Here is a 24,289-nt window from a genome sequence, read left to right as displayed (position 1 = left end):
ATTTATGTTAAGACTTGGTTCTCATGTATCCATGAGTGGTAAGAAAATGCTTCTCGGCGCAAGTGAAGAGGCTGCTTCTTATGGCTCAAATACGTTTATGATTTATACTGGCGCTCCGCAAAACACGCGAAGAAAACCAATAGAAGAATTAAATATTGAAGCTGGTTTAGAACACATGAAAGCGCATGATATGGCTGACATCGTGGTACACGCTCCTTACATCATTAATATCGGTAACTCTGTAAAACCAGAGACCTTCGAACTAGGAGTTAATTTTTTACAATCGGAAATTGTCCGTACACATGCACTTGGAGCTAAGCAAATGGTACTTCATCCAGGGGCTCATGTAGGTGAGGGCTCAGACAAAGGAATAAAACAAATCATCCAAGGTTTAAATGAGGCACTTATTCATGACCAAGGCGTTCAAATTGCTTTAGAAACGATGGCTGGAAAAGGATCTGAATGTGGTCGTACTTTTGAAGAACTGGCACAGATTATTGATGGTGTGACGCACAATGAATTATTATCAGTCACTTTTGATACTTGCCATACGCATGATGCTGGCTATGATATCGTGAATGACTTTGATGGCGTATTAAATGAATTTGATAAAATCATTGGCATTGATCGTCTAAAAGTGTTACATATCAATGATAGTAAGAATGAATGCGGAGCTCATAAAGACAGACATGCTAATATTGGTTTTGGGCATATTGGCTTTGACGCGCTTCATTATATTGTGCATCATCCGCAGCTTGCAAATATTCCGAAAATCCTTGAAACACCCTATGTAGGTGAAGATAAAGCATCCAAAAAGCCACCATATAAGTGGGAAATTGAGATGTTAAAAAACGGGGAATTCGACCCTGATTTATTAACTAAAATTCAAAATGATTAAAAGGAGACGAAAATAATGACAAAAACACTTGTATTCGGTCATAAAAATCCAGATACAGATACGATTTGTTCGGCCATTAGTTATGCAGAATTAAAAAAAGCGCAAGGAGCAGACATTGAAGCTGTACGTTTAGGAGAACTTAACAGTGAAACTGCATTTGTTCTCGATTATTTCCAAGTAACAGCTCCTCGTTTAGTTAGTACCGTAGCAAATGAAGTCTCAGAAGTTGCACTTGTGGATCACAATGAACACCAACAAAGCGCCGATGATATTGCTGACGTAACCGTTGTTTCAGTTGTTGATCATCACCGTATCGCTAATTTCGAAACAGCAGATCCGCTTTATTACCGCGCAGAGCCAGTTGGCTGTACAACAACCATTCTTCTAAAAATGTTCCGCGAAAGCGAAGTGGAAGTGAGTAAAACCATTGCTGGACTAATGCTTTCGGCGATTATTTCTGACACATTACTTTTCCAATCACCAACATGTACAAACGAAGACAAATTAGCAGCTGAAAAATTAGCACTAATTGCTGATGTAGATATTCAAACATTTGGGATGGAGATGTTAAAAGCTGGTGCTGATGTTAGCAAAAAAACTGTTGCTGAATTACTTCTAGATGCAAAAGAATTTAATATGAATGGTAGTAAAGTGGAAATTGCCCAAATTAATGTGGTAGATGTAGAAGATGTTTTAAGTCGCCGAGCTGAAGTAGAAGCACTTATGACAAGCATTATTGCCGAAAAAGACCTAGATTTATACTTATTTGTGATTACTAATATCCTTACCAATGATTCTGTTGGTATTGCTATTGGTGAGAAAACGGATGTAGTGGAAAAAGCTTATGGTATCAAATTGATTAATAACCAAGCGCCATTACAAGGTGTTGTTTCTCGTAAAAAACAAGTAGTACCAATTCTAACAGATATTTTTTCTAAATAATTTCAATTTCCTGGAGATGATACTCGTTTCATTTCCAGGTTTTTTTGTCGTTTGTTTTAATTCGAAGTTATTACGATTTACATTTGGATGATTATTTTATATACTAGTTAAAGCGGCAAGCAAATCCTGCCAAAGGAGAATATGAATGAACAAAATCATAGAAATAAATAATGTAAGCTACCATTATGATAAAGAACATGCCTTAGAAGACATTCATTTTCAAGTAGAAAAGGGTAGTTTTACGGGGCTTATCGGTCCAAACGGTTCAGGGAAGTCAACGATACTAAAACTAATCTTAGGCGTTCTAAAAAAGCAACAAGGCAGTATTTCGCTATTCGGAAAAAAACAATCTGATTTTAAAGATTGGGTTAAAATTGGGTTCGTATCTCAAAAATCTAATGCTTTTAACTCTGCGTTCCCCGCGACTGTAAAGGAAGTCGTTGCCAGTGGTTTAACAAAGAAAAAAGGGTTATTTAAAACATTAAATGAGGTGGATAAAGAAGCAATTGACTATGCGCTAAACAAAGTAGAAATGACTCCATACTTATATCGAAATATTGGAGAACTTTCCGGTGGGCAACAACAACGTGTTTTCATTGCTCGTGCACTAGTTAGCCGTCCTGAATTACTTATTCTAGATGAACCAACTGTTGGCGTCGATGTCGAGAATGTGAAGGCCTTTTATGAACTTCTTCAAGAGTTAAATCGCACAGAACAAATGACACTCTTGCTTGTAACACATGATGTGATGGCAGTTAATACTTACGTTAATCATGTTATTAGTATAAATAAGCGAATTATTTTTGATGGTTCTGCGCATGAATATCAGCATTATTTAGCAGACCGAGAACTTGAAATATTAGCAGAACAACGTCGAAAGGAGGATGATTGCATTGATTGCGACACTTCTCCAGTATGATTTTATCCGAAATACGTTTATTGTGGGTTTAGTAATAGGTGTTATTGCACCATTATTAGGAAGTTTTATTGTAGTTAGAAAGCTTTCCCTAATGGCAGATGCGCTGAGCCATGTCACGCTAGGCGGAATTGCGGTTAGTTTGTTCTTAAGCAAAACCTATTTACCACTTGCGACACTTAATCCACTTTACCTTGGTTTCGGATTTTCCGTTGTCGGTTCATTATTAATGGAAAAATTACGTACAGTTTATAAGCACTTTGAAGAACTAGCGATTCCAATAATTATGTCAGCAGGTATGGGTTTTTCTGTTATTTTCATTTCGTTGGCAAATGGTTTTAATACAGATTTATTTAGTTATTTATTTGGAAGTGTGAGTGCAGTCAGCCGAACAGATATGATTACTATTGTGGTCACAGCTATCATCGTGTTCATCGTTATTTTAGCTTTATATAAAGAATTATTTTTGTTATCATTTGATGAAGAATACGCGAAAGTTTCTGGTTTAAAAGCAAAAGTATTTGATATCATTTTTATGGTTTTAGTCGCACTTGTTATCGCATCGTCTATGAGAATCGTCGGAATTTTGCTTGTCTCTTCATTGATGACTTTACCAGTTGCAGCAGCGATTCGACTTGCTAAAGGCTTTAAACAAACAATTCTATTATCCATTTTATTTGGTGAAATCGCCGTTATCGGTGGCTTATTTACCGCTTATTATTTAAATCTAGCACCAGGTGGAGCAATCGTTATCATTTCCGTGTTGATTTTGATCATCACGATGCTATATCAAAAAATCCGACAAAAAATCGTAATTTCAAATCGAGGTGAGGAAAATGGGACTTACAGCAACTGAAGCACTAATGAAAATGAAGGAAAAAGGCTATAAGCATACAGATAAACGTGAATTTCTAATTAATTTACTCGCTCGAAAAAATAGTTATTTAACAGCAAAAGATGTCTTGGAAAATATGAAAGAAGATTTCCCAGGAATAAGTTTTGATACAATTTACCGAAACCTGTCTTTATTTGTGGAACTAGGAATTTTTGAGGAAACAGATCTTTCTGGTGAACGGAATTTCCGTCTCGCTTGTACTCATGAACATCACCATCATCACTTTATTTGTATGAAATGTGGTAAAACGAAAGAAATTATGATGTGCCCAATGGACTTTTTAACCGAAGCATTGCCTGGCTACCAAATTGATGGTCATAAATTTGAAGTATACGGCGAATGCCCAGAGTGTTTGCAGGCTTCTTAATAGCAAATGGTACGAGTTGATTCAAAACTCGTACCATTTTTATTTTCGAGATAATGTTCATAGTTATTTCATATTTACTTCTCATTCTGGACACTTTTTTTGGTTAAAGTAAGAAGTAGCCGAAAGAAGAAGGAGAGGAATAGTTTGACAAAATTAAAAAAAGTGATGATTTCCCTCATAACAGCAACATTACTCATTCTTGCAGGGTGTGGTAGCAGTGCTGTCGTGAAAACAGATGCAGGAAGTGTCACACAAGATGACCTTTATGAAGCGATGAAAACGACGTATGGTAATGAGGTCGTGCAACAACTTACTTTCAAAAAAATCTTAGAAGATAAATACACTGTTACGGAAAAAGAAGTTAATACTGAGTACAAAAAATATGAGGAACAATATGGTGACTCTTTTGAATCAACACTTGCTTCAAGTAACCTGACTAAAACTTCTTTTAAAGAAAATATTGAATATAACTTATTAGTCCAAAAAGCAACGGAAGCTAATATGAATGCTAGTGAAAGTAAACTGAAAAAATATTATAAAACATGGCAACCAGATATTACCGTTCGCCATATACTAGTAGATGATGAAGATACAGCAAAAGAAATTCAAACCAAGCTTAAAAATGGTGAAAAATTCACTGATTTAGCTAAAGAATATTCGACTGACACTGCAACAAGTACAAATGGGGGATTACTTGATCCGTTTGGCACTGGTGAGATGGATGAAGCATTTGAAAAAGCAGCTTATGCCCTCAAAAATACAGATGATGTTAGCGGAATTGTAAAATCCAGCTATGGTTATCACCTAATTCAATTAGTGGAAAAAACCGATAAAACTACTTATGCAAAAGATAAAGCAGCGGTGAAAGCTTCCTATATTGAATCACAACTAACTTCTGAAAATATGACTGCCGCTCTGAAAAAAGAACTAAAAGCAGCTAACATTGATATTAAAGATAGTGACTTAAAAGATGCATTTTCAGATTATACATCTACAAGTACAACAACCTCTAATTAAGCTTAACTCTGATTCACCCATAAATAAAAACCCTTTACTGGCTTTGATTCCCGTCAAAAACACACGCCAGTAAAGGGTTTTTCTAAAGTATTAAGCGAATCGCTGCCATGGAAATGATACCAACAATTACAATCCACATCAAATTTTTTGTTAAAATAGCCGTAATGATAGTTGGTAAGGAAGCAAGCAGATTTTCTAGGTTAATTATAGGGAAGTTATTTGTTCTAGTAATAAGCAAACTTTGCACAAACAATGCTGTTAGGATTGCTAGCGGAACATAAGATAGAAAGCGAATAACAACATCGGGTAAGGCTAACTTCCGAACGAAAATAAATGGTAGCACTCGTGGAATAAAAGTGACAATCCCACAACCAATAATAACGAGTAAAGTATACGTGGTTATTGCCATTTTTCTACTACCACTCCAATCAAACAACCAAGCAATGTTGCTATCAAAATAGCAATCTCTGGTGTAGTAAAGCGCATGAAAACAACTAAAAATAGCGCAACCATTAACATTACAAACAAACTAGTAGCGATTTTTTTACTTTTATCACTAATTACTTGTAAATAAAGCAAGCCAATAAACATCGCTGATAAAGCAAAATCTAGTCCAAATTTTTCTGGGTCTGGTAACCAGTTTCCAATAAATGCGCCAGTAATACATGCCAAAATCCAAGCAAGATAAGCTGTGACATTTATCCCGTGCATCCATTTGGCGCTAACCGGTTTTTTATTGCTAATTTGATTCATCGAAACTCCGAAAGTCTCATCTGTTAAAAGCGCACCAATACCAATATTATTCCAAAGTGAATATTTCTTGAAGTGGGGTGCTTCTGCCATCCCCATTAAAAAATGCCTCGAATTAATTAAAAAAGTAGTAAAAATAATGGCAGAAATCGGACTTTGTAATAATAGTAAACCAGATATGATGAACTGGGCAGCTCCTGTATAAACAATAACTGCCAACAAAGTCACTTCGAGCACGCTTAAATGCGACGCTTTCCCGACCACACCAGCAGCTATTCCAATCCCAGCATAACCAAGCACAGTTGGTATACAAGCTTTTACACCATCATAAAAACTTAACTCCACTTCTTTATCCAAAAAAATCGTCCCCTTCAAAAAAAATGAGAAACAATTGCTCTATTTTCCGCACTGATTTTTTCATCATATCATTTTCTAAGTGCAAAATCACGTCTATTTACTCATGAAAAAACCACTTGTAAAAAAACAAGTGGTTAGTAGTTATTGTTCGATAGTTGGTTCGGCTGGTGGAATAGAGCGGATTGCAAGGAAAACAAAAATCATACTTACAACCATATTGATTTCCATTCCAAATGGAACAATTATCTGTAAAGCTTCCATAACCATGGTGAAGACCGCCGCTAAAGTGATACTGTAAGAAGCCATCATCCAGTTTTGACGGAAAGCAATACCAGTTCGTCCAAAGCCAGATAAAATAAAGCCAAAAAGTGCATATAGAGCAACTCGGAAGAAAACCGATCCAAGTGTAAAGATGAATAATACAAGTAACGCAATCGGGATAAAATATTTCGCTAACGATTCAATAGAGGTATATAAATTAACTAAATCGGCTTTATCGCTAATACCGGCCGTTTCATAACTGAATGATTGCGAAACACCAGCCGCTGTAATATAAATACCATCCGAAAGAAAGGCAACTGCACTATCATACGAAGCTATTTTATTATCGACATCATCTTTATCAAGCGTTCCAGAAGCATCAAAATAAATATGTAATTGATCTTGATCGATAGAGATGGGCAAGTTTTTGACAGCGTCGTCTGTTAAAACAAGTTTTCCGTCTGTCACTTTGAAATTTGGAATTTCATTCGTGATGGTTTCTTCGCCAACTTTCAGCGCATTTTTTGTTGTAACACTCGTAAAGTATGCTAATGGAAGGAAAGCAACAAATGATAAAACGATGATATAAACGATACTTTTTCTGATTTTATCATTTCGAAACGATGCAATATCCGCAGGGGAATATAAACTTTTCCAGAAGCGTTTAAAAATATTCATTCTTCTTTCAACACCTCGCCTAATGGTTTAACTTTTCAATTTCCGGGAAAAAATACATGTATGTGCAAAAGAACGTACTTTTTCCACTTAACTTTAATCATAGCTTGAAATGATGGCAAAATCAATATTGAAACATTACTGAGCAGAAAAATTGCAAGCATTTCTGGGTCGTGGTAGGCTAAATGGTGTAAAGAGAAACGTTATTTAAGGTGTTACATAGTTCTATGGAAATAGGGTCTATACCTTTCGCCTTACAATGTAATTTCTTTTCACATAAATAATAAACAATCCGAGGAGGAATTTTTAATGACTTACGAATTACCAAAATTACCTTATACTTATGATGCTTTGGAGCCGAATTTTGATAAAGAAACAATGGAAATTCACTATACAAAGCACCACAATACTTATGTAACAAAACTAAATGAAGCAGTCTCAGGACACGCAGAACTTGCAAGTAAACCTGTGGAAGAATTAGTTGCTAATCTAGATAGCGTTCCTGAAGAAATTCGTGGCGCAGTACGTAACCACGGTGGTGGACATGCTAACCATACTTTATTCTGGTCTATTCTTAGCCCAAATGGTGGTGGTGCTCCAACTGGTAACTTAAAAGCAGCAATCGAAAGCGAATTCGGCACATTTGATGAATTCAAAGAAAAATTCAATGCGGCAGCTGCGGCTCGTTTTGGTTCAGGATGGGCATGGCTAGTAGTGAACAATGGTAAACTAGAAATTGTTTCCACTGCTAACCAAGATTCTCCACTTAGCGAAGGTAAAACTCCAGTTCTTGGCTTAGATGTTTGGGAACATGCTTATTATCTTAAATTCCAAAACCGTCGTCCTGAATACATTGACACATTTTGGAATGTAATTAACTGGGATGAAGCAAATAAACGCTTTGACGCAGCAAAATAATTATCGAAAGGCTCACTTAGGTGGGTCTTTTTTATTTCTAATGAATTTCTAATGAACTTACAGTGGAAAAATAATGCTTTTTCAGCTACAATAGGAAAAGGTATTATTGAAAAGTGAGGTAACTTGCGTGAAACTAAATTTTAGAAAAAAGAAAAAAGATTCCACTAAGAAAAAACGCGCCATCATTCCGCTACGTTTAAATATTCTATTCTTTATTATTTTTATATTATTCTCCGTTTTAATTTTACGATTAGGAATTGTTCAAATCGTTCAAGGGGATACGTACAAACGTCAATTAGAAGAGACGGATAACGTAACAGTTTCAAAAAATGTTCCACGTGGCAGCATCTATGACCGGAATTACAACTTATTAGTAGGTAATTCTGCGGTTAAGTCAATTACCTATACAAGAAGCCAACAAACAGAAACATCTGAAACGCTTCATGTCGCTCAAACACTTGAAAAATTAATTACGGTCCAACCAGAAAAATTAACAGAGCGTGATTTGAAAGACTACTGGATTTTAACGCATCAAACAGAATCATTGAACCGTTTATCTGCAAAAGAGCAAGCGCTTGAAGCTTCCAAAGCTTATAAAATTCAAGTAGAAAATGTGACACAAGCAGACATCGATAGCCTTAGCAAAGAGGACTTAAAAGTAGCAACTATCTATAAAAAAATGACTACTGGTTATGCTATGACAGAATCTGTTGTTAAAAACAAAGATGTAACCGATGAAGAAATTGCTCGTGTCAGCGAAAACATGGATAGTTTACCAGGAGTGGACACAACAACTGACTGGAATCGTTATTATACCTATGATGAAACATTACGATCCATACTCGGCTCTGTTTCAAGCGCGAAAGAAGGTTTACCGAAAGATAAAGCAGAATATTATTTATCACAAGGATATAGCCGAAATGACCGTGTTGGTAAAAGTTATTTAGAAGCACAATATGAAAGTGTTCTTGCTGGATCAAAATCACAGTCTGAAAGTGTGCTTGATTCAAAAGGGAATATCATTGAAACAGTTAGTAAGTATGAAGGTTCTAAAGGAAAAGATTTAGTTCTTTCTGTGGATGTAGAATTCCAAAAAGCAGTAGAAGAAATCTTGCGCAAAAACATTTCACAAGGCAAGCAATATGCTGGTTCTGATTTATTTGACCGAGCATTTGTTGTTGCAATGGATCCATATTCAGGGGAAGTTCTTGCGCTCGCCGGCCAAAAATTAAATGACAAAGGCGAGTTTGAAGATTATTCGCTTGGAACATTTACAACCGCATATGCAATGGGATCCGCGGTAAAAGGTTCGACAGTTTTAGGTGGTATTATGGATGGAGCAATTACAAAAGATACTGTCTTTACGGACCAACCGATTGCTTTAAAAGGAACGAAGCCAAAAAGTTCTTGGTTTAACAGAACAGGCGCAGGTAATCGTCCACTTAATCCAATTGGCGCTCTTGAAATTTCATCCAACTCCTACATGTATCAAGTAGCGATGAAAATGGGCGGAGCTAAATATGTGCCTAATGGTCCGCTTAAAGCACCACTAAGTACCTTTGACGACATGCGTTACTACTATAATCAATTTGGATTAGGAGTAAAAACTGGCATTGATCTTCCAGGAGAACAAACTGGTTATAAAGGTGACGACCAAACAATTGGTAAAATTCTCGACTTTGCGATTGGACAATATGATTCTTATACGCCACTTCAAATGGCGCAATATGTTTCCACTATCGCTAACGGTGGCTCAAGAATCTCTCCAAGTATGCTAAAAGAAATTAGAAATCCAAGTACTAATGGTGACACTGTAGGAACACTTGCCACCGCCAATAAGCCTAAAGTATTAAACAAAATCGGTGTTTCTGAGAGTGATATGAAAACCGTACAACAAGGATTCTATGAAGTAACTCACGGTTCCACCGGTACTGCTAGAACAGTATTTACTTCTAGCGATTATGATGTTGCTGGTAAAACCGGTACTGCCGACGCCTTTTATGATGGACCTAAAGAGGGCAATAAAATGGCAAGTGTTTGGAATACCACTTTTGTAGGATATGCACCAGTTGAAAAACCTGAGATTGCTATATCCGTTGTTGTACCATGGATTTATCGTCCATATGGTACAGACCACAAAACAAATATGACTATTTCCAAAGAAGTATTCGATAAATATTTCGAACTGAAAAAAGAACGTGCAAAAGCAAACAAAAGCGATTCTAAAGTAGAACAACCAATTAACAATAAAAAAGCAGCAGCAGAAGCGCAATCAAAACAAACCGAAAATTAATTAAAAGCCACTTTCACCAAAATGAAAGTGGCTTTTTTCAATCTAAACTAACAAACAATTAAAAAAATAAGCGGTAAATCACATAAAAAACTGCGAAACAGCTTCATTTATGGTATGATGAAGTATATGTAAAATTAACCAGATCTCTGTTTTACTGTAGAGGGAAGAGGATTAAATTGAAGGAGGAATTGTAAACTATGACAAAAAGCTATCATGTCGCAGTTGTCGGTGCTACTGGTGCAGTTGGTACCCAAATGATTGAATTACTAGAAGAGGCGGCGACTTTTAAGATAAAGCAAGTTTCATTCTTATCTTCGGCTCGTTCTGCTGGGAAAAAATTAACTTTCGGCGGTGAAGAAGTAACTATTAAAGAAGCTAAGCCCGAAAGCTTTGAAGGCGTCGACATAGCTTTATTTAGTGCAGGAGGTTCTGTTTCTAAAGACTTAGCAAAAGAAGCAGTTAAGCGCGGGGCAATCGTTATTGATAACACAAGTGCTTACCGAATGGATCCCACTGTACCACTTGTTGTTCCTGAAGTAAATGAACAAGCGCTCTTTTCACATAATGGTATTATTGCTAATCCAAATTGTTCAACCATTCAAATGGTGGCTGCACTCGAACCGATTCGAGAAGCTTATGGATTAAAACGTATTATTGTTTCTACTTATCAAGCTGTTTCAGGTTCTGGCGTAAGTGCCATTAAAGAATTACAAGAAGGTAGTAGAGCTGTATTAGACAATCAAGCTTTCACTCCAGAGATTATGCCAGTGAAAGGCGATAAAAAACACTATCCAATCGCATTTAACGCTTTACCACAAATTGACGTTTTCACAGAGAATGATTATACATATGAAGAAATGAAAATGATCAATGAAACGAAGAAAATCATGGGAGATAATACGATCAAAGTCTCTGCTACATGTGTTCGTATTCCTGTAGTAAGTGGACATTCTGAAAGTGTTTATGTGGAAATAGATAAAGACGGCGTAAGTGCTAAAGATATTCAAAAAGTCTTAAAAACAGCTCCTGGAGTTGTCTTAGAAGATGATCCTGCAAACCAAATTTACCCACAAGCTATTCAGGCAGCTGGAAAAAAAGAAGTTTTTGTTGGTCGAGTTCGCGCTGACTTAGATGATACAAAAGGCTTCCATATGTGGATTGTTTCTGATAATCTACTAAAAGGCGCTGCATGGAATTCCATTCAAATTGCTGAAAGCTTAGTAAAATTAGCGATTATTTAAAGTTATTTTGAGGTGTAGGAAATGAAAATCATCGTACAAAAGTTTGGCGGAACCTCCGTCCAAAATGAAAAAATAAGATTGATGGCGTTTGATCATATTAAACGTGCACTTAAAAACGATTATAAAGTAGTGGTTGTCGTATCTGCTATTGGAAGATACGGCGACCCTTATGCAACAGATACACTGTTAGAACTGATTGGTGCGAAAAATACTAAATTGACGGCTAGAGAGCAAGACACATTGCTTTCTGTAGGTGAAACGATTTCCGCTTCCGTATTTACAAATATGTTAAAAGAAGCAAATATAAAAGCAGAAGCATTTTCTGGCGGACAAGCAGGTATCATTACCACGAGTGATCATTTAAATGCTAAAATTACAGAAGTTGATACTACTAGACTTCAACAAGCACTTGAATCACTTGATGTTGCAGTTGTCGCTGGCTTTCAAGGAATGGCTATTAATGGTGACATAACAACACTTGGTCGTGGTGGAAGCGATACATCAGCTGCGGCACTGGGTGTTTCCTTACAAGCTGATTATATTGATATTTTTACTGATGTAGATGGAATGATGACAGCAGATCCGCGAATCGTTGAACATGCACGTTCACTTCCTAAAGTAAGTTATAATGAAGTAAGTAATATGGCTTATCAAGGGGCGAAAGTTATTCATCCTCGTGCTGTCGAAATCGCCATGACTGCTAAAATACCCATGCGAATTCGTTCTACTTATTTAGAAAGTGAAGGGACACTTGTCACATCTTTAACAGATGAAGTTGGTCATTTTGATGTCAAAGAGCGTATCGTAACAGGTGTTGCCCACGTAACCAATTTAACCCAAGTATCCGTTAAAACTGATACAGTAAAAGCACAACAAGAAGCTTTTAAAATTTTAGCAGATGCTGGTATTAGCTTAGATTTCATCAATATCTCTACTAATTCCGTCATTTTTACAGTCCCAGAAGAAAAACGGCAACTAGTCAAACTTCTTTTAGAAGAAGCAGAGTTAGAAACTTTTGTACGAGAAGCTTGTGCAAAAGTTTCTATTGTTGGCGCTGGAATAACTGGTGTACCTGGTGTTACCGCTAAAATCGTAGGAGCATTATCCGAAAAAAATATCCCAATTTTACAATCAGCGGATAGTCATACTACTATTTGGGTATTAGTAAGAGAAGCGGACTTAATTTCGGCAGTCAATGCCCTTCATGACATATTTTGTTTGGAAATTAAGTAAGGAGGAAATGAAAGATGGATTTAGGAAAAGTAATTACAGCAATGGTGACGCCAATTCACCCAGAAAAGAATAAAGTATGCAAAAAAAGAATTCATCATCTCGTGAATCACTTAATAGCAAACGGCTCAGATGGCTTAGTAATCGCTGGTACAACTGGTGAATCTCCCACTTTATCGCATGATGAAAAAATAAAATTATTTCGTCAAGTTATCGAAACAAACGACGGCCGGGCAAAATTAATCGCAGGGACGGGTTCAAACAATACAGCAGAAACAATTGAATTCACAAAAGAAGTAGCAGAGCTAGGTGGGATTGATGCAGTTTTAATTGTTGCTCCGTATTATAATAAACCCAATCAAGATGGTTTATATGCCCATTTTGCTGCTGTAGCAGAGGCATCTGATTTACCAGTCGTTATATATAATATTCCAGGTCGTAGTGTAGTAAACATCGAGCCAGAGACGATTATCCGTTTAGCAAAACTGCCTAATATTATTGGCGTCAAAGAATCTAGTGGAAACTTAGATAATATTAGTGAAATTATTGCCGGTACTTCCGATGATTTCTTCATTTATAGTGGCGATGACAGTCTAACTTTACCAATATTATCCGTTGGTGGACATGGAATTATCTCCGTTGCAAGTCACATTGTTGGAAATGAAATGCAAGAAATGATTCAAGCATTTGAAAATGGAAAAGTTCAAAAAGCGGCTAGCATTCATCGTAATTTGCTTCCACTAATGAATGGGCTTTTCGCAGTACCAAACCCAGCACCAACCAAATATCTATTAAATCAACAAGGAATTAGTGTTGGTCCTGTTAGATTGCCACTTGTAGATTTGAATGCTGAACAAGGAACGAAATTACAAGCTATATTAGAAGGACTTTCTAAATAGTTCAAAGGAGGTCTACGCTTTGACAATAAAAAAAGCGAAAAACATAAAAATCATTCCACTCGGCGGTGTCGATGAAAGTGGCAAAAATTTATATGTTGTAGAAATAGACGAAGATATCTTTATATTAGATGCAGGCTTAATGTTCCCAGAAAATGAATTACTAGGAATTGATATTGTTATCCCAGATTTCAAATATTTAGAAGAAAACAAAGACAGAATTAAAGCGATCTTCCTAACACACGGGCATGAAGATGCAATTGGTGCACTTCCTTACTTACTTCAAAAAGTAAAAGCACCTGTTTATGGAACTGAACTGACGATTGCCCTTGCTAAGTCTGCACTGAAAGAACATCGCAAACTAAGATTCAAGAATTTCCACATTGTCGATGCGGATACTACATTATCATTCGCGAAAATTGACGTGTCTTTTTTCCGTACAACGCATACTATTCCTGATTCTGTTGGGATTGTTCTAGAAACAAGTGAAGGGGCAATCATCTATACAGGTGATTTCAAATTTGATCAATCAGCAAAAGATGGTTATGCTTCTGACTTAAGTCAGATTGCTGAATTTGGTGAAAAAGGCGTTCTTGCTTTACTTTCAGATAGCTCTGAGGCTGAACACCAAGGAACTACTTCTAGCGACAGCTTAATTGAAGAAGAAATAAGACATGCATTTCGTATGGCAGATGGTAGAATTATTGTAGCTTGTGTCGCATCAAATTTGATCCGTTTGCAACAAGTCCTTGATGCATCTGTAGCAACTAAACGCAAAGTAGCTATCGTCGGCAAAGAATTAGAACGCGTTTTTGAAATTGCTGGCAGCCTAGATAAAATTATTCTTGAAGAAGATTTAATCATTCCTTTAAAAGATGTAAAAAAATATAATGATGATGAAATTACCATTATTGAAACAGGGAATTTAGGCGAACCAATCCAGTCCTTGCAACTAATGACAAAAGGAAATCATCCACAGCTTAATATTAAGCCTGGTGACACAGTTTATATAACTACTACACCATCACCATCGCTTGAAACAATGATGGCTAAAACAATGGATATGCTCTACAAAGCTGGTGCAAAAGTATTAACGATGAGTAATACGCTTTTCATCTCAGGCCATGCAAGCCAAGAAGATTTAAAATTAATGATTAATCTACTAAAACCACGTTATTTCGTCCCAGTTCATGGCGAGTATCGGATGTTGATTAGCCATGCTAAGCTAGCTCATGAAGTTGGTATGGCAAAAACTAATGTTTTCATCGTAGGTAAAGGTGAAATTTTAGAATATAAAAATGATAAAATGACTGCTGGAAACCGTGTGTACTCTGGTAACACGCTTATTGATGGTCTGGGTGTTGGAGACGTTGGAAATATCGTCTTAAGAGACCGTAAATTGCTTTCAGAAGATGGGATTTTTATCGTAGTAGTTACATTAAATCGTAAAACAAAAACGATTACTTCTGGACCAGAAATTATTTCACGTGGCTTCATTTATGTTCGTGAATCGGAACATTTAATTGAAGAATCATCTAAAGTAGTGACTAAAATCGTCGAGAAAAATTTACAAGAAACTGGTTTTGAATGGGCTAAATTAAAACAAGATATTCGTGATCAATTAAATCGCTATTTATTTGAACAAACAAAACGACGCCCAATGATTTTACCAATTATCATGGAAGTTTAGTAAGTAAAACTGCTGCACAGTTATTGTGTAGCAGTTTTTTCGTTTGAAACTAAAATAGACGGGAAAACAAGTTTAGAAGGAGTGATTCCATTGACAGAATATACATATGATGTGGTTGTAATCGGAAGTGGCGCAAGTGGAACTACAGTCGCATTTGACACGCAAGTCGCTGGTCTAAGTGTGGCTATTGTAGAAGAGCATAGTTGGGGAGGTACATGTGTCCTTCGAGGCTGTGATCCTAAAAAGGTACTTGTGGGCGCAAGTGAAGCTAGAAATTTTTCTAAACGACTACGAGGAAAAGGAATTAAACAGGCGGCAACTATAAGCTGGACAGATTTGATGGCATTTAAAGAAACATTTGTAGAAGATGTCCCTGAACAGCGATTGCAAAGTTTTCAAGATGCAGGTATCGAAACCTTTTTTGGAAAGGCTCGTTTCCAATCAAAAGATAGCCTACAAGTTGGAGAAGACGTGTTAAAAGCTAAAAATATCGTGCTAGCAACTGGAGCCAGCCCTATTAAACAAAATATCCCTGGAAGTGAATTCATTCAAAATAGTGATGATTTCTTGTCTTTACCCGAACTTCCTAATTCAGTTACATTTATTGGCGGGGGATATATTTCATTTGAATTTGCTTCGATTGTTTTAGCTGCCGGAAAAGAAGTGCATATAATTCATCATAATAGCCAACCATTAAAGAAATTTGATCCAGACTTCGTTGCGGCGCTTATTTCATTAATGGAAGAAGAGGGTGTTCATTTTCATTTTGATACAGCCATTTCAAAGGTAGAGAAAAAAGCAGGTAAGCTACAAATTAGTGACGAAAACTCTTTTTCACTTGATACAGATATTATCATTGGAGCAACAGGAAGAGCACCAAATATTGCTCATTTATCTTTAGAAAATGCGGAGATTGAGTATACTAAAAAAGGTATAACTGTAAACGAAAAACTGCAAACCATAGCAAATTCGCATATCTACGCGTGTGGAGATGTTGCTGCATCGAAAGGAGCTCCACTTACACCCGTTGTTAGTCTAGAAGCTTCAATTGTCGCCCAAAATATTCTCGAGGCAAACAAAGCAATGGAATATCCCGCTGTCCCAAGTGTGGTATTTACTAGTCCTAAATTAGCAAGTATAGGTATTAGCCTGACAGAAGCAAAAAAACAAGCTGATAGATATGAAATAAAAAAACATGATACTACGAGTTGGTATACTTATAAACGAACAAATGAAGCCCTAGCACTTGCAACAATCATTGTAGATAAAAACACTCAACAAATAAAAGGCGCGCATTTCCTAAGTGAAGAAGCAGATTATATGATTAATTATATCGCTCTTTTAATGAAAGCAAATCTGACTTTAACAGATTTACAATCAGTCATATTTGCTTATCCTTCTCCAGCAAGTGATTTAACTGCTTTGAACTAATCGCCAAATATGGTATAGTGGGGGAGAAATTCGCATAAAAGGAGCAAAATAGATGGAAATTTGGATTATTGCCGGAATATGTGCTTTCTTCATTTTTATTGCAGGTATCGTGATTTTATTTTTCCCAGCTAAGCGGAAAATTGGCGCCATCTTAACAAGTGCTGGCATGCTGTTATTAGTTGGTTCTATCATCGGTATCATTGTTAGTTTTACACATTACCAACAAGTCCAAAATGATGTGTTTAATTATTCTTCCGCAGGGTCAAACCAAACAGCCGAAGAAACGAAAACTTATCAAGTTAATTATGAAGATACAGCAGATAATTTTAAGAAAAAAATTACTTCCGTCACGGTCGAAAAGAAAGAAACCTATTCAACGGTTGAGGGGAAATCAGTTCCTGGTAGCATTACGTTAGCCTTACAAATAACCAATAATACAGATAAAATACTTGAGACTTATCCAAACCAAGGGCAACTAGAAGCAAACAAAATGGAGATTAATGGTTGAGATGCTGTTCTATCTGAATTTGAGAAGACAGATATTCAGCCAGGAGAAACGGTCAAAGGAAAAATTGTTTTTCCAGTAGAAAAATTAGACAAAGTTTCTGATATTACTTGGATTTCATATAGTTTTCTAAGTTATTTAAAAGATTCCTCAACACCCCTTACAACAGACACAGGAAAAATTGAATTAAAATAAAAAAAGCCTATCTCAAAATTCTGGGATAGGACTTTTTGATAATTATTCCGTTACATTCATAACTTCTTTTAAATACTCATCATAAGAAATTTCTTTATTATAGAATTGTTCTTTTGATAAGTTGATAACACGTGTAGCAATTGTTTGTAATAACTGATGGTCATGAGAAGCAAAGATGATTGCTCCTTTAAATGCTTCTAAACCATTGTTAAGCGCTGTGATAGATTCTAAGTCCAAGTGGTTGGTAGGCTCATCTAGAAGAAGTACATTAGAACCAGAAAGCATCATTTTCGATAACATACAACGAACTTTTTCGCCACCAGATAGGACGCGAACTTTTTTCAGTACCTCATCACCACTAAACAACATCCGACCTAGGAATCCACGAAGGAAAGCTTCACTATCATCTTCTGGAGAAAATTGACGTAACCATTCAACAAGACTCATATCATTTTCTTCAAAGAATTCGGAGTTGTCTTTCGGGAAGTAACTTTGGCTTGTTGTAATGCCCCATTTATAACTACCCGAGTCAGGTTCCATTTCACCAGCAAGGATTTGAAATAGCACCGTTTTCGCTACTTCATCATCCCCAACTAATGCAACTTTATCATTGCGGTTGATGGAGAAAGAAAGGTCATCAAGAACTTTAACGCCATCAATTGTTTTAGATAGGTTAGTTACAGTTAGAAGATCATTACCAACTTCTCGTTCTGGTTTGAACTGAATGAAAGGATAACGGCGACTAGAAGGTTGAATATCTTCTAAAGTAATTTTTTCTAACATTTTTTTACGGCTTGTTGCTTGTTTTGATTTAGAAGCATTTGCACTAAACCGGGCAATAAAGTCTTGTAGTTCTTTCATTTTTTCTTCTTTTTTCTTATTACGATCGCCCATCATTGTTTGCGCTAATTGACTGGATTCATACCAGAAATCATAGTTCCCAACATAAAGCTTAATTTTGCTGAAATCAAGATCCGCAATATGCGTACACACTTTATTTAAGAAGTGACGGTCATGTGATACGACAATAACAGTATTATCAAAGTTAATTAAAAATTCTTCTAACCAGTGAATAGCACGAATGTCCAAGTGGTTAGTAGGTTCATCTAAAAGTAGAATATCTGGTTTACCAAATAATGCTTGCGCAAGAAGTACTTTCACTTTTTCTCCACCAGTTAAATCTTTCATTAACTTGCCGTGTAAGTCAGTAGAAATTCCTAAACCATTTAGTAAAACCGCCGCATCGGATTCTGCTTCCCAACCATTTAATTCCGCAAATTCGCCTTCGAGTTCCGCAGCACGAATACCGTCTGCATCACTGAAATCTTCTTTCATGTAAATGGCATTTTTTTCGTCCATAATTTTATATAGACGTTCATGTCCCATAATAACCGTATTCAACACTAATTCTTCATCATATTGGAAGTGATCTTGACGCAAGACAGCTAGACGCTCACCTGAACCAATATGCACATTTCCACTTTGTGAATCAAGCTCGCCGGAAAGGACTTTTAGGAAAGTAGATTTACCAGCACCATTTGCTCCAATAAGACCATAACAGTTTCCTGGTAAAAATTTAATCGAAACATCTTCAAATAGCTTTTTATCGCCGTAGCGTAAGCCGACATTATTTACAGTTAACATTTTCTTCCTCCAATACTAAGTTACTCTCTCTTAATTTCAGAAAAAGCACAATTACTACTATTTTAACATGGTTAGTGATGCAAAGAAAGCATACACGCATAAATAAATGTTATAATACTAAAACAAGGAGGGAAGCCAGGTGGATTATCAACCAATTTTACAAGAAAAAGTTGCGATTTGCTTAACTTTACAAGGTGCGAAAGAAACATTTCCGTTTGACAAAAAAATACATGCCTTAACTCTAGGTGGTAAAATATTTGCCTTGATTCATTTATATCATGGTGATTTATATGTCAGCTTGAAATGCCAGCCAGAGCGAATAGATAGACTACGTGAGGAGTATAGTAATATTAAACCAGGCTATCACTTAAATAAACAACATTGGATTACCCTTGTTATTAATGAACAATATGATGTTGAAGCAGAAACCGAATTTGCTTTAATTCAAAACAGTTATCAACTTATTTTTCGAAAACTCTCTAAAAAAGCGCAAAATACAGTAAGATTTTCTGCTAATGACTAAAAAAGAAAAAATTCTTTACAAAAAACTATCGCATGCTATAATAATTGTTGTACGATAATTTCATAGACGTTACCACAGGGGGGGGCTTCTTAGCTGAGATTGAATCCGCATGTTTTTGGATTCTGACCCTTTGAACCTGTTCGTTAATACGAGCGTAGGGATTGTGGCGATTGCATTTCTAACATTAGAAACTGCTTTCTTCTGGGGTACGTTTTTTGACCAAAAAGAAGAGGGGAGTTTATTTTTTTATGCAGAACAAACGATTAATTATTTTACTGGAGTGCGCCATCTTTGCAGCTGTTGCGATGGTACTGAGCTTTATCCCGTTAGACATCGGATCAAGTTTTTCGATTTCACTAGGAATGATACCAATGTACGTGATTGCTATTCGTCGTGGTTTCTGGGCTGCAGGATTTGCCGGATTATTATGGGGATTACTGCATTTTTTAACAGGAAAAGCATATATTTTAATGCCGTCTCAAGCATTGATTGAATATGTTATCGCCTTTAGCTTTGTTGCTTTTAGCGGTGTATTCAGTAAGCAAGTTCGAAGCAATTTAGCAGCTGGACAATTAAAAAAAGCTATTCAGTGGGCTTGGGGAACGATGATTATCGGTGGTGTGGCTAGGTATTTTTGGCATTATGTTGCCGGTGTGTTATTTTGGGGTGCGTATGCCTTTAAAGGTTGGGGGGCACAATTATTTTCCCTCGTGATGAATGGAGCTACTTGTCTTGCTACTGTAGCTGTTGCTGGCATTGTTATTACCATTTTATTAAAAACTTCACCAAAATTATTCTTACCAAAATAAGGAAAAGGACTGCTAATATTTGCTGGCAGTCCTTTTTTTTGCAAAAAATAAGTATGTTATAATAGAGGAATACTATATTGCAGTTTAATTACAATGCTCATTTTTACGAAGACAAGTTTAGCATCGATGTTTCCCGTGCCACAAGTACGAAATCCACTCGTAAACGACTTCTGTTTGAATGCACCACTTGTTTTTAAGCTGTTTTTTTGTATTTTAAAGTTTCAATCGCGATGGTTAGGGAAAAGATTCATTGATTGCCAAATTTCTTGGTATTGGTAAAGAAAAAATGGAGGTGTATAAGCGTGTTAAAATTCGAACACGTAACGAAGACTTATAAAGGGGGCAAAAAAGCTGTTAATGATCTGACACTGAGCATCGATAAAGGAGAATTTGTTTGTTTTATCGGTCCAAGTGGTTGTGGAAAAACAACAACTATGAAGATGATTAATAGGCTTATTGAACCAACTGAAGGAAAAATTTTCATTAATGATAAAGATATCATGGCGGAAGATCCTGTTAAATTACGTCGTTCTATCGGTTACGTGATTCAACAAATTGGCTTGATGCCACATATGACGATTCGAGAAAATATCGTCCTCGTTCCAAAATTACTTAAATGGTCCGAAGAGAAAAAACAAGAACGTGCAAAAGAATTAATTAAATTGGTAGATTTACCAGAAGAATTTTTAGATCGGTACCCATATGAACTAAGTGGTGGACAACAACAACGTATTGGTGTACTTCGCGCACTTGCGGCAGAACAAAACTTAATTTTGATGGATGAGCCATTTGGGGCACTAGATCCAATTACACGTGATTCATTGCAAGAAGAATTCAAAAATTTACAAAAAGAACTTGGTAAAACAATTATCTTTGTTACACATGATATGGATGAAGCTATAAAACTAGCTGATCGTATCGTAATTATGAAAGCTGGGGAAATAGTGCAATTTGATACTCCAGATGAAATTTTACGTAATCCTGCTAACTCCTTTGTAGAAGACTTTATTGGGAAAGACCGTTTAATTGAAGCAAAACCGGATGTAACTCAAGTAGCACAAATTATGAATACAAATCCAGTTTCGATTACAGCAGACAAGTCCTTGCAAGCTGCAATTACAGTCATGAAAGAGAAACGCGTAGATACATTGCTTGTTGTAGATGAAGGGAATGTACTAAAAGGATTTATTGATGTAGAACAAATTGATTTAAATCGTCGTACAGCGACTTCAGTAATGGACATTCTTGAGAAAAATGTTTTTTATGTCCACGAGGATACGTTACTTCGCGATACAGTTCAGCGGATCTTAAAACGTGGTTACAAATATATTCCTGTAGTTGATAAAGAAAATCGATTAGTCGGCATTGTCACACGCGCTAGTTTAGTTGACATTGTCTATGATTCCATTTGGGGTTCATTTGACGCGGAATCAGTAAATCAGGAGGAACAACCGGATTCCGAAACGACAGAACCAGAAACGAAGCAGGAGGGATAAGCTATGGACGCTATTGTTACTTTTTTTCAAGAAAACGGCCATAACTTGCTTGTTCAAACATGGCAACATTTATTCATCTCCTTATCTGCTGTTATTTTAGGGATTGCAGTAGCTGTACCAACTGGGATTTTGTTAACTAGATCGCCAAGGGGAGCAAATTTTGTTATCGGTGTGGTTAGTGTTCTTCAAACAGTGCCTTCTCTTGCAATTCTGGCATTTATTATTCCATTTCTTGGAGTAGGAACGCTACCTGCGATTATCGCGTTATTTATCTATGCGCTGTTACCAATCTTACGTAATACATTTATCGGTGTTCGTGGTGTAGATAAAAATTTAATTGAATCTGGCAGAGGTATGGGAATGACAAACTGGCAATTAATTGTTAATGTTGAAATTCCTAACTCTATTTCCGTTATTATGGCAGGGATTCGCTTATCTGCAGTCTATGTTATTGCTTGGGCAACACTTGCATCGTATATTGGAGCAGGCGGACTAGGTGACTTTATTTTTAACGGTCTGAATTTATACCGTCCTGATTTAATTCTTGGCGGAGCAATACCGGTTACCATTTTAGCCCTTGTAGTAGAATTCGCGCTTGGAAAACTGGAGTATCGCTTAACTCCTAAAGCCATCCGTGAAGCTCGGGAAGGGGGAGAATGACATGAAGAAAAAACTAATTGCTTTAATGAGTGTGTTGCTACTAACTAGTTCGCTCTTCTTATCAAGCTGTGCCTTACCTGGACTTGGAGGAGGTTCCAAAGATACGATTCGAATTGGCGCAATGGCCACTACTGAATCACAAATTGTTTCGAACATTTTAAAAGAGTTAATTGAACATGATACAGGTCTAAAAGTAGAAATAGTTAACAATTTAGGTTCAACCATCGTTCAACACCAAGCAATGCTCAATGGAGATGTAGATATTACTGCCACTAGATACACTGGTACAGATTTAGTTGGACCACTTGGAGAAGAAGCAATCAAAGACCCAGATAAAGCTCTAGCAGCTGTCCAAAAAGGCTTTGAAGAACGCTTCCACCAGACATGGTTTGATTCTTACGGTTTTGCTAATACTTATGTGTTTATGGTTCGCCAAGATACAGCAAAAAAATATAATTTAACGACAGTAAGTGATATGCGAAAAGTAGAAGATCAATTAACTGCTGGGGTAGATAATTCTTGGATGGAACGTGAAGGCGATGGTTATAAAGCCTTTTCTGAAGCTTATGATATCCAATTCAAAAAGATTTTCCCTATGCAAATTGGCTTGATTTACACCGCGCTTAAAAACAAACAAATGGATGTGGCACTCGGATACTCCACTGATGGCCGTATACCAACTTATCATCTAAAGTTACTAGAAGATGATAAAAAATTCTTTCCACCATATGATGCCTCTGCTCTTGCAACAGATGAAATTTTGGAGAAACACCCTGAATTAAAAATAACTATCAACAAATTAAAAGGAAAAATTTCCACAGAACAAATGCAAAAACTCAATTACGCAGCAGATGGCGAACTAAAAGAACCTTCTATTGTAGCAAAAGAGTTCCTGGAAAAAAATAATTACTTTGAAGGTAATAACTAAGGAGGTGCCAAAAGATGGACACATTAAAACAATTAATTGACTATTATCAAACAAATGGAAGTTACGTCATGGAAGAGTTCTGGCGGCATTTCTTAATGAGTGCTTACGGAGTTATTTTCGCAGCAATCGTAGCGATACCACTCGGAGTATATATTGCTAGGAAAAAACGTTTAGCTGGTTGGGTCATTCAAACTGCTAATATTATCCAAACGATTCCTGCCTTGGCAATGCTCGCTGTATTAATGCTTGTCATGGGTCTAGGGACGAATACAGTCGTTTTATCCTTATTCCTCTACTCTTTACTGCCAATATTAAAAAATACCTATACAGGCATTAGAAACGTCGATGGAGCACTTCTTGAATCTGGCAAGGCAATGGGGATGACGAAATGGCAAGTTCTTCGTTTAATCGAAATGCCACTTGCTTTATCTGTTATTATGGCAGGGATACGGAATGCTTTAGTTATTGCTATCGGTGTTGCAGCAATTGGGACATTCGTTGGGGCTGGTGGACTTGGTGACATCATCGTCCGTGGTACAAACGCTACTAACGGAACCGCGATTATCCTTGCTGGGGCAATCCCAACCGCAGTTATGGCTATTTTAGCTGACTTATTACTTGGTTGGGTGGAACGTAGATTAAATCCTGTTAAGAACAAAAGAAAAACTCTTACCGAAGCGCTATAGTCTGATAGAAAAACACAACCTATTATTTCCAAAAAAGGTTGTGTTTTTCGTTTGGCAAAAAATGTT

The 24,289-nt window shown here is 36.6% G+C and carries 23 protein-coding genes, 1 pseudogene and 1 riboswitch; of the genes and pseudogenes, 20 read left to right on the top strand and 4 right to left on the bottom strand.

Going from position 1 to position 24,289, the window contains the following annotated elements; all coding sequences use genetic code 11:
- Positions 1–4 precede the first annotated feature (4 nt).
- The 6 genes from CKV67_RS07230 to CKV67_RS07205 all read left to right on the top strand — a co-directional run bounded on the left by CKV67_RS07230 (position 5) and on the right by CKV67_RS07205 (position 5,035).
- The gene (locus tag CKV67_RS07230) at positions 5–898 is read left to right on the top strand and encodes a deoxyribonuclease IV (RefSeq protein WP_014092827.1); all 894 of its coding nucleotides are present in this window, start codon (positions 5–7) and stop codon (positions 896–898) included.
- A gap of 15 nt (positions 899–913) precedes the next feature.
- Positions 914–1,840, top strand: a complete 927-nt coding sequence (locus CKV67_RS07225) for a manganese-dependent inorganic pyrophosphatase (protein WP_014092826.1) — start codon at positions 914–916, stop codon at positions 1,838–1,840.
- Between the two features lie 145 nt (positions 1,841–1,985).
- Positions 1,986–2,759 carry a metal ABC transporter ATP-binding protein gene (locus tag CKV67_RS07220; protein WP_014092825.1) on the top strand — a complete coding sequence of 258 codons (774 nt, stop codon included), beginning with the start codon at positions 1,986–1,988 and terminating at the stop codon, positions 2,757–2,759.
- Positions 2,734–3,612, top strand: a complete 879-nt coding sequence (gene zurM, locus CKV67_RS07215) for a zinc ABC transporter permease ZurM (protein ID WP_025279938.1) — start codon at positions 2,734–2,736, stop codon at positions 3,610–3,612. The genes CKV67_RS07220 and zurM overlap by 26 nt, the downstream gene beginning before the upstream one ends.
- The gene (zurR, locus tag CKV67_RS07210) at positions 3,593–4,018 is read left to right on the top strand and encodes a transcriptional regulator ZurR (protein WP_014092823.1); all 426 of its coding nucleotides are present in this window, start codon (positions 3,593–3,595) and stop codon (positions 4,016–4,018) included. Before zurM ends, zurR begins: the two co-directional genes overlap by 20 nt.
- Before the next feature lie 144 nt (positions 4,019–4,162).
- Entirely contained in the window at positions 4,163–5,035 is an 873-nt protein-coding gene (locus tag CKV67_RS07205; RefSeq protein WP_014092822.1) for a post-translocation chaperone PrsA1, read from the top strand.
- Between the two features lie 82 nt (positions 5,036–5,117).
- Here the strand turns inward: CKV67_RS07205 and CKV67_RS07200 are convergent, their stop codons facing one another.
- The 3 genes from CKV67_RS07200 to CKV67_RS07190 form a co-directional block, all read right to left on the bottom strand.
- Positions 5,118–5,444 (bottom strand): AzlD domain-containing protein, encoded by a 327-nt coding sequence (locus tag CKV67_RS07200; protein ID WP_014092821.1) that lies wholly within the window; start codon positions 5,442–5,444, stop codon positions 5,118–5,120.
- On the bottom strand, positions 5,435–6,142 hold the full coding sequence (locus CKV67_RS07195) for an AzlC family ABC transporter permease (protein ID WP_014092820.1): 708 nt from the start codon (positions 6,140–6,142) through the stop codon (positions 5,435–5,437). Before CKV67_RS07195 ends, CKV67_RS07200 begins: the two co-directional genes overlap by 10 nt.
- A 141-nt stretch (positions 6,143–6,283) precedes the next feature.
- Complete coding sequence (locus CKV67_RS07190) at positions 6,284–7,081, bottom strand: DUF1189 domain-containing protein (RefSeq protein ID WP_025279937.1); 798 nt, start codon at positions 7,079–7,081, stop codon at positions 6,284–6,286.
- Between the two features lie 306 nt (positions 7,082–7,387).
- Here CKV67_RS07190 and CKV67_RS07185 point away from each other — a divergent pair, with 306 nt between their 5' ends.
- From CKV67_RS07185 to CKV67_RS07150, 8 genes and pseudogenes are all read left to right on the top strand, one after another.
- Positions 7,388–7,996 (top strand): superoxide dismutase, encoded by a 609-nt coding sequence (locus CKV67_RS07185; RefSeq protein ID WP_025279936.1) that lies wholly within the window; start codon positions 7,388–7,390, stop codon positions 7,994–7,996.
- A gap of 127 nt (positions 7,997–8,123) precedes the next feature.
- Complete coding sequence (locus CKV67_RS07180; protein ID WP_014092817.1) at positions 8,124–10,289, top strand: peptidoglycan D,D-transpeptidase FtsI family protein; 2,166 nt, start codon at positions 8,124–8,126, stop codon at positions 10,287–10,289.
- Between the two features lie 197 nt (positions 10,290–10,486).
- A complete protein-coding gene (locus tag CKV67_RS07175; RefSeq protein ID WP_014092816.1) occupies positions 10,487–11,530 on the top strand; it encodes an aspartate-semialdehyde dehydrogenase in 1,044 nt (347 codons plus the stop codon).
- A 21-nt stretch (positions 11,531–11,551) separates the two neighbouring features.
- The gene (gene dapG, locus CKV67_RS07170) at positions 11,552–12,763 is read left to right on the top strand and encodes an aspartate kinase (protein ID WP_014092815.1); all 1,212 of its coding nucleotides are present in this window, start codon (positions 11,552–11,554) and stop codon (positions 12,761–12,763) included.
- A 14-nt stretch (positions 12,764–12,777) separates the two neighbouring features.
- On the top strand, positions 12,778–13,659 hold the full coding sequence (gene dapA, locus CKV67_RS07165) for a 4-hydroxy-tetrahydrodipicolinate synthase (RefSeq protein ID WP_014092814.1): 882 nt from the start codon (positions 12,778–12,780) through the stop codon (positions 13,657–13,659).
- Between the two features lie 19 nt (positions 13,660–13,678).
- On the top strand, positions 13,679–15,346 hold the full coding sequence (locus tag CKV67_RS07160; RefSeq protein ID WP_014092813.1) for a ribonuclease J: 1,668 nt from the start codon (positions 13,679–13,681) through the stop codon (positions 15,344–15,346).
- A gap of 90 nt (positions 15,347–15,436) precedes the next feature.
- Entirely contained in the window at positions 15,437–16,777 is a 1,341-nt protein-coding gene (locus CKV67_RS07155; RefSeq protein ID WP_014092812.1) for a dihydrolipoyl dehydrogenase family protein, read from the top strand.
- Positions 16,778–16,829: 52 nt separating this feature from the next.
- Positions 16,830–17,477, top strand: a pseudogene (locus CKV67_RS07150) (hypothetical protein).
- Between the two features lie 42 nt (positions 17,478–17,519).
- Here the strand turns inward: CKV67_RS07150 and CKV67_RS07145 are convergent.
- The gene (locus tag CKV67_RS07145; RefSeq protein ID WP_014092810.1) at positions 17,520–19,121 is read right to left on the bottom strand and encodes an ABC-F family ATP-binding cassette domain-containing protein; all 1,602 of its coding nucleotides are present in this window, start codon (positions 19,119–19,121) and stop codon (positions 17,520–17,522) included.
- A 139-nt stretch (positions 19,122–19,260) separates the two neighbouring features.
- On the opposite strand from CKV67_RS07145, the gene CKV67_RS07140 reads away from it, so the two are divergent.
- The 6 genes from CKV67_RS07140 (at position 19,261) to CKV67_RS07115 (ending at position 24,223) form a co-directional block, all read left to right on the top strand.
- Positions 19,261–19,644, top strand: coding sequence for an MmcQ/YjbR family DNA-binding protein (locus CKV67_RS07140; protein WP_014092809.1), 384 nt, complete (start codon positions 19,261–19,263; stop codon positions 19,642–19,644).
- A 68-nt stretch (positions 19,645–19,712) separates the two neighbouring features.
- A riboswitch (TPP riboswitch) is annotated at positions 19,713–19,822 on the top strand.
- Between the two features lie 70 nt (positions 19,823–19,892).
- Positions 19,893–20,453, top strand: coding sequence for an energy-coupled thiamine transporter ThiT (gene thiT / locus CKV67_RS07135; RefSeq protein ID WP_025279935.1), 561 nt, complete (start codon positions 19,893–19,895; stop codon positions 20,451–20,453).
- Between the two features lie 302 nt (positions 20,454–20,755).
- Positions 20,756–21,949, top strand: a complete 1,194-nt coding sequence (locus tag CKV67_RS07130) for a betaine/proline/choline family ABC transporter ATP-binding protein (protein ID WP_014092807.1) — start codon at positions 20,756–20,758, stop codon at positions 21,947–21,949.
- Between the two features lie 3 nt (positions 21,950–21,952).
- Positions 21,953–22,609 carry an ABC transporter permease gene (locus tag CKV67_RS07125; protein WP_025279934.1) on the top strand — a complete coding sequence of 219 codons (657 nt, stop codon included), beginning with the start codon at positions 21,953–21,955 and terminating at the stop codon, positions 22,607–22,609.
- 1 nt (position 22,610) lies between these two features.
- On the top strand, positions 22,611–23,537 hold the full coding sequence (locus tag CKV67_RS07120) for an osmoprotectant ABC transporter substrate-binding protein (protein WP_014092806.1): 927 nt from the start codon (positions 22,611–22,613) through the stop codon (positions 23,535–23,537).
- A 14-nt stretch (positions 23,538–23,551) separates the two neighbouring features.
- On the top strand, positions 23,552–24,223 hold the full coding sequence (locus CKV67_RS07115; RefSeq protein ID WP_003719721.1) for an ABC transporter permease: 672 nt from the start codon (positions 23,552–23,554) through the stop codon (positions 24,221–24,223).
- Positions 24,224–24,289 lie beyond the last annotated feature (66 nt).

The sequence above is a fragment of the Listeria ivanovii subsp. ivanovii genome, from assembly GCF_900187025.1.
In the GTDB taxonomy this organism is placed as follows: Bacteria; Bacillota; Bacilli; order Lactobacillales; family Listeriaceae; genus Listeria; species Listeria ivanovii.
This window is presented reverse-complemented; position numbering and strand designations above follow the sequence as displayed.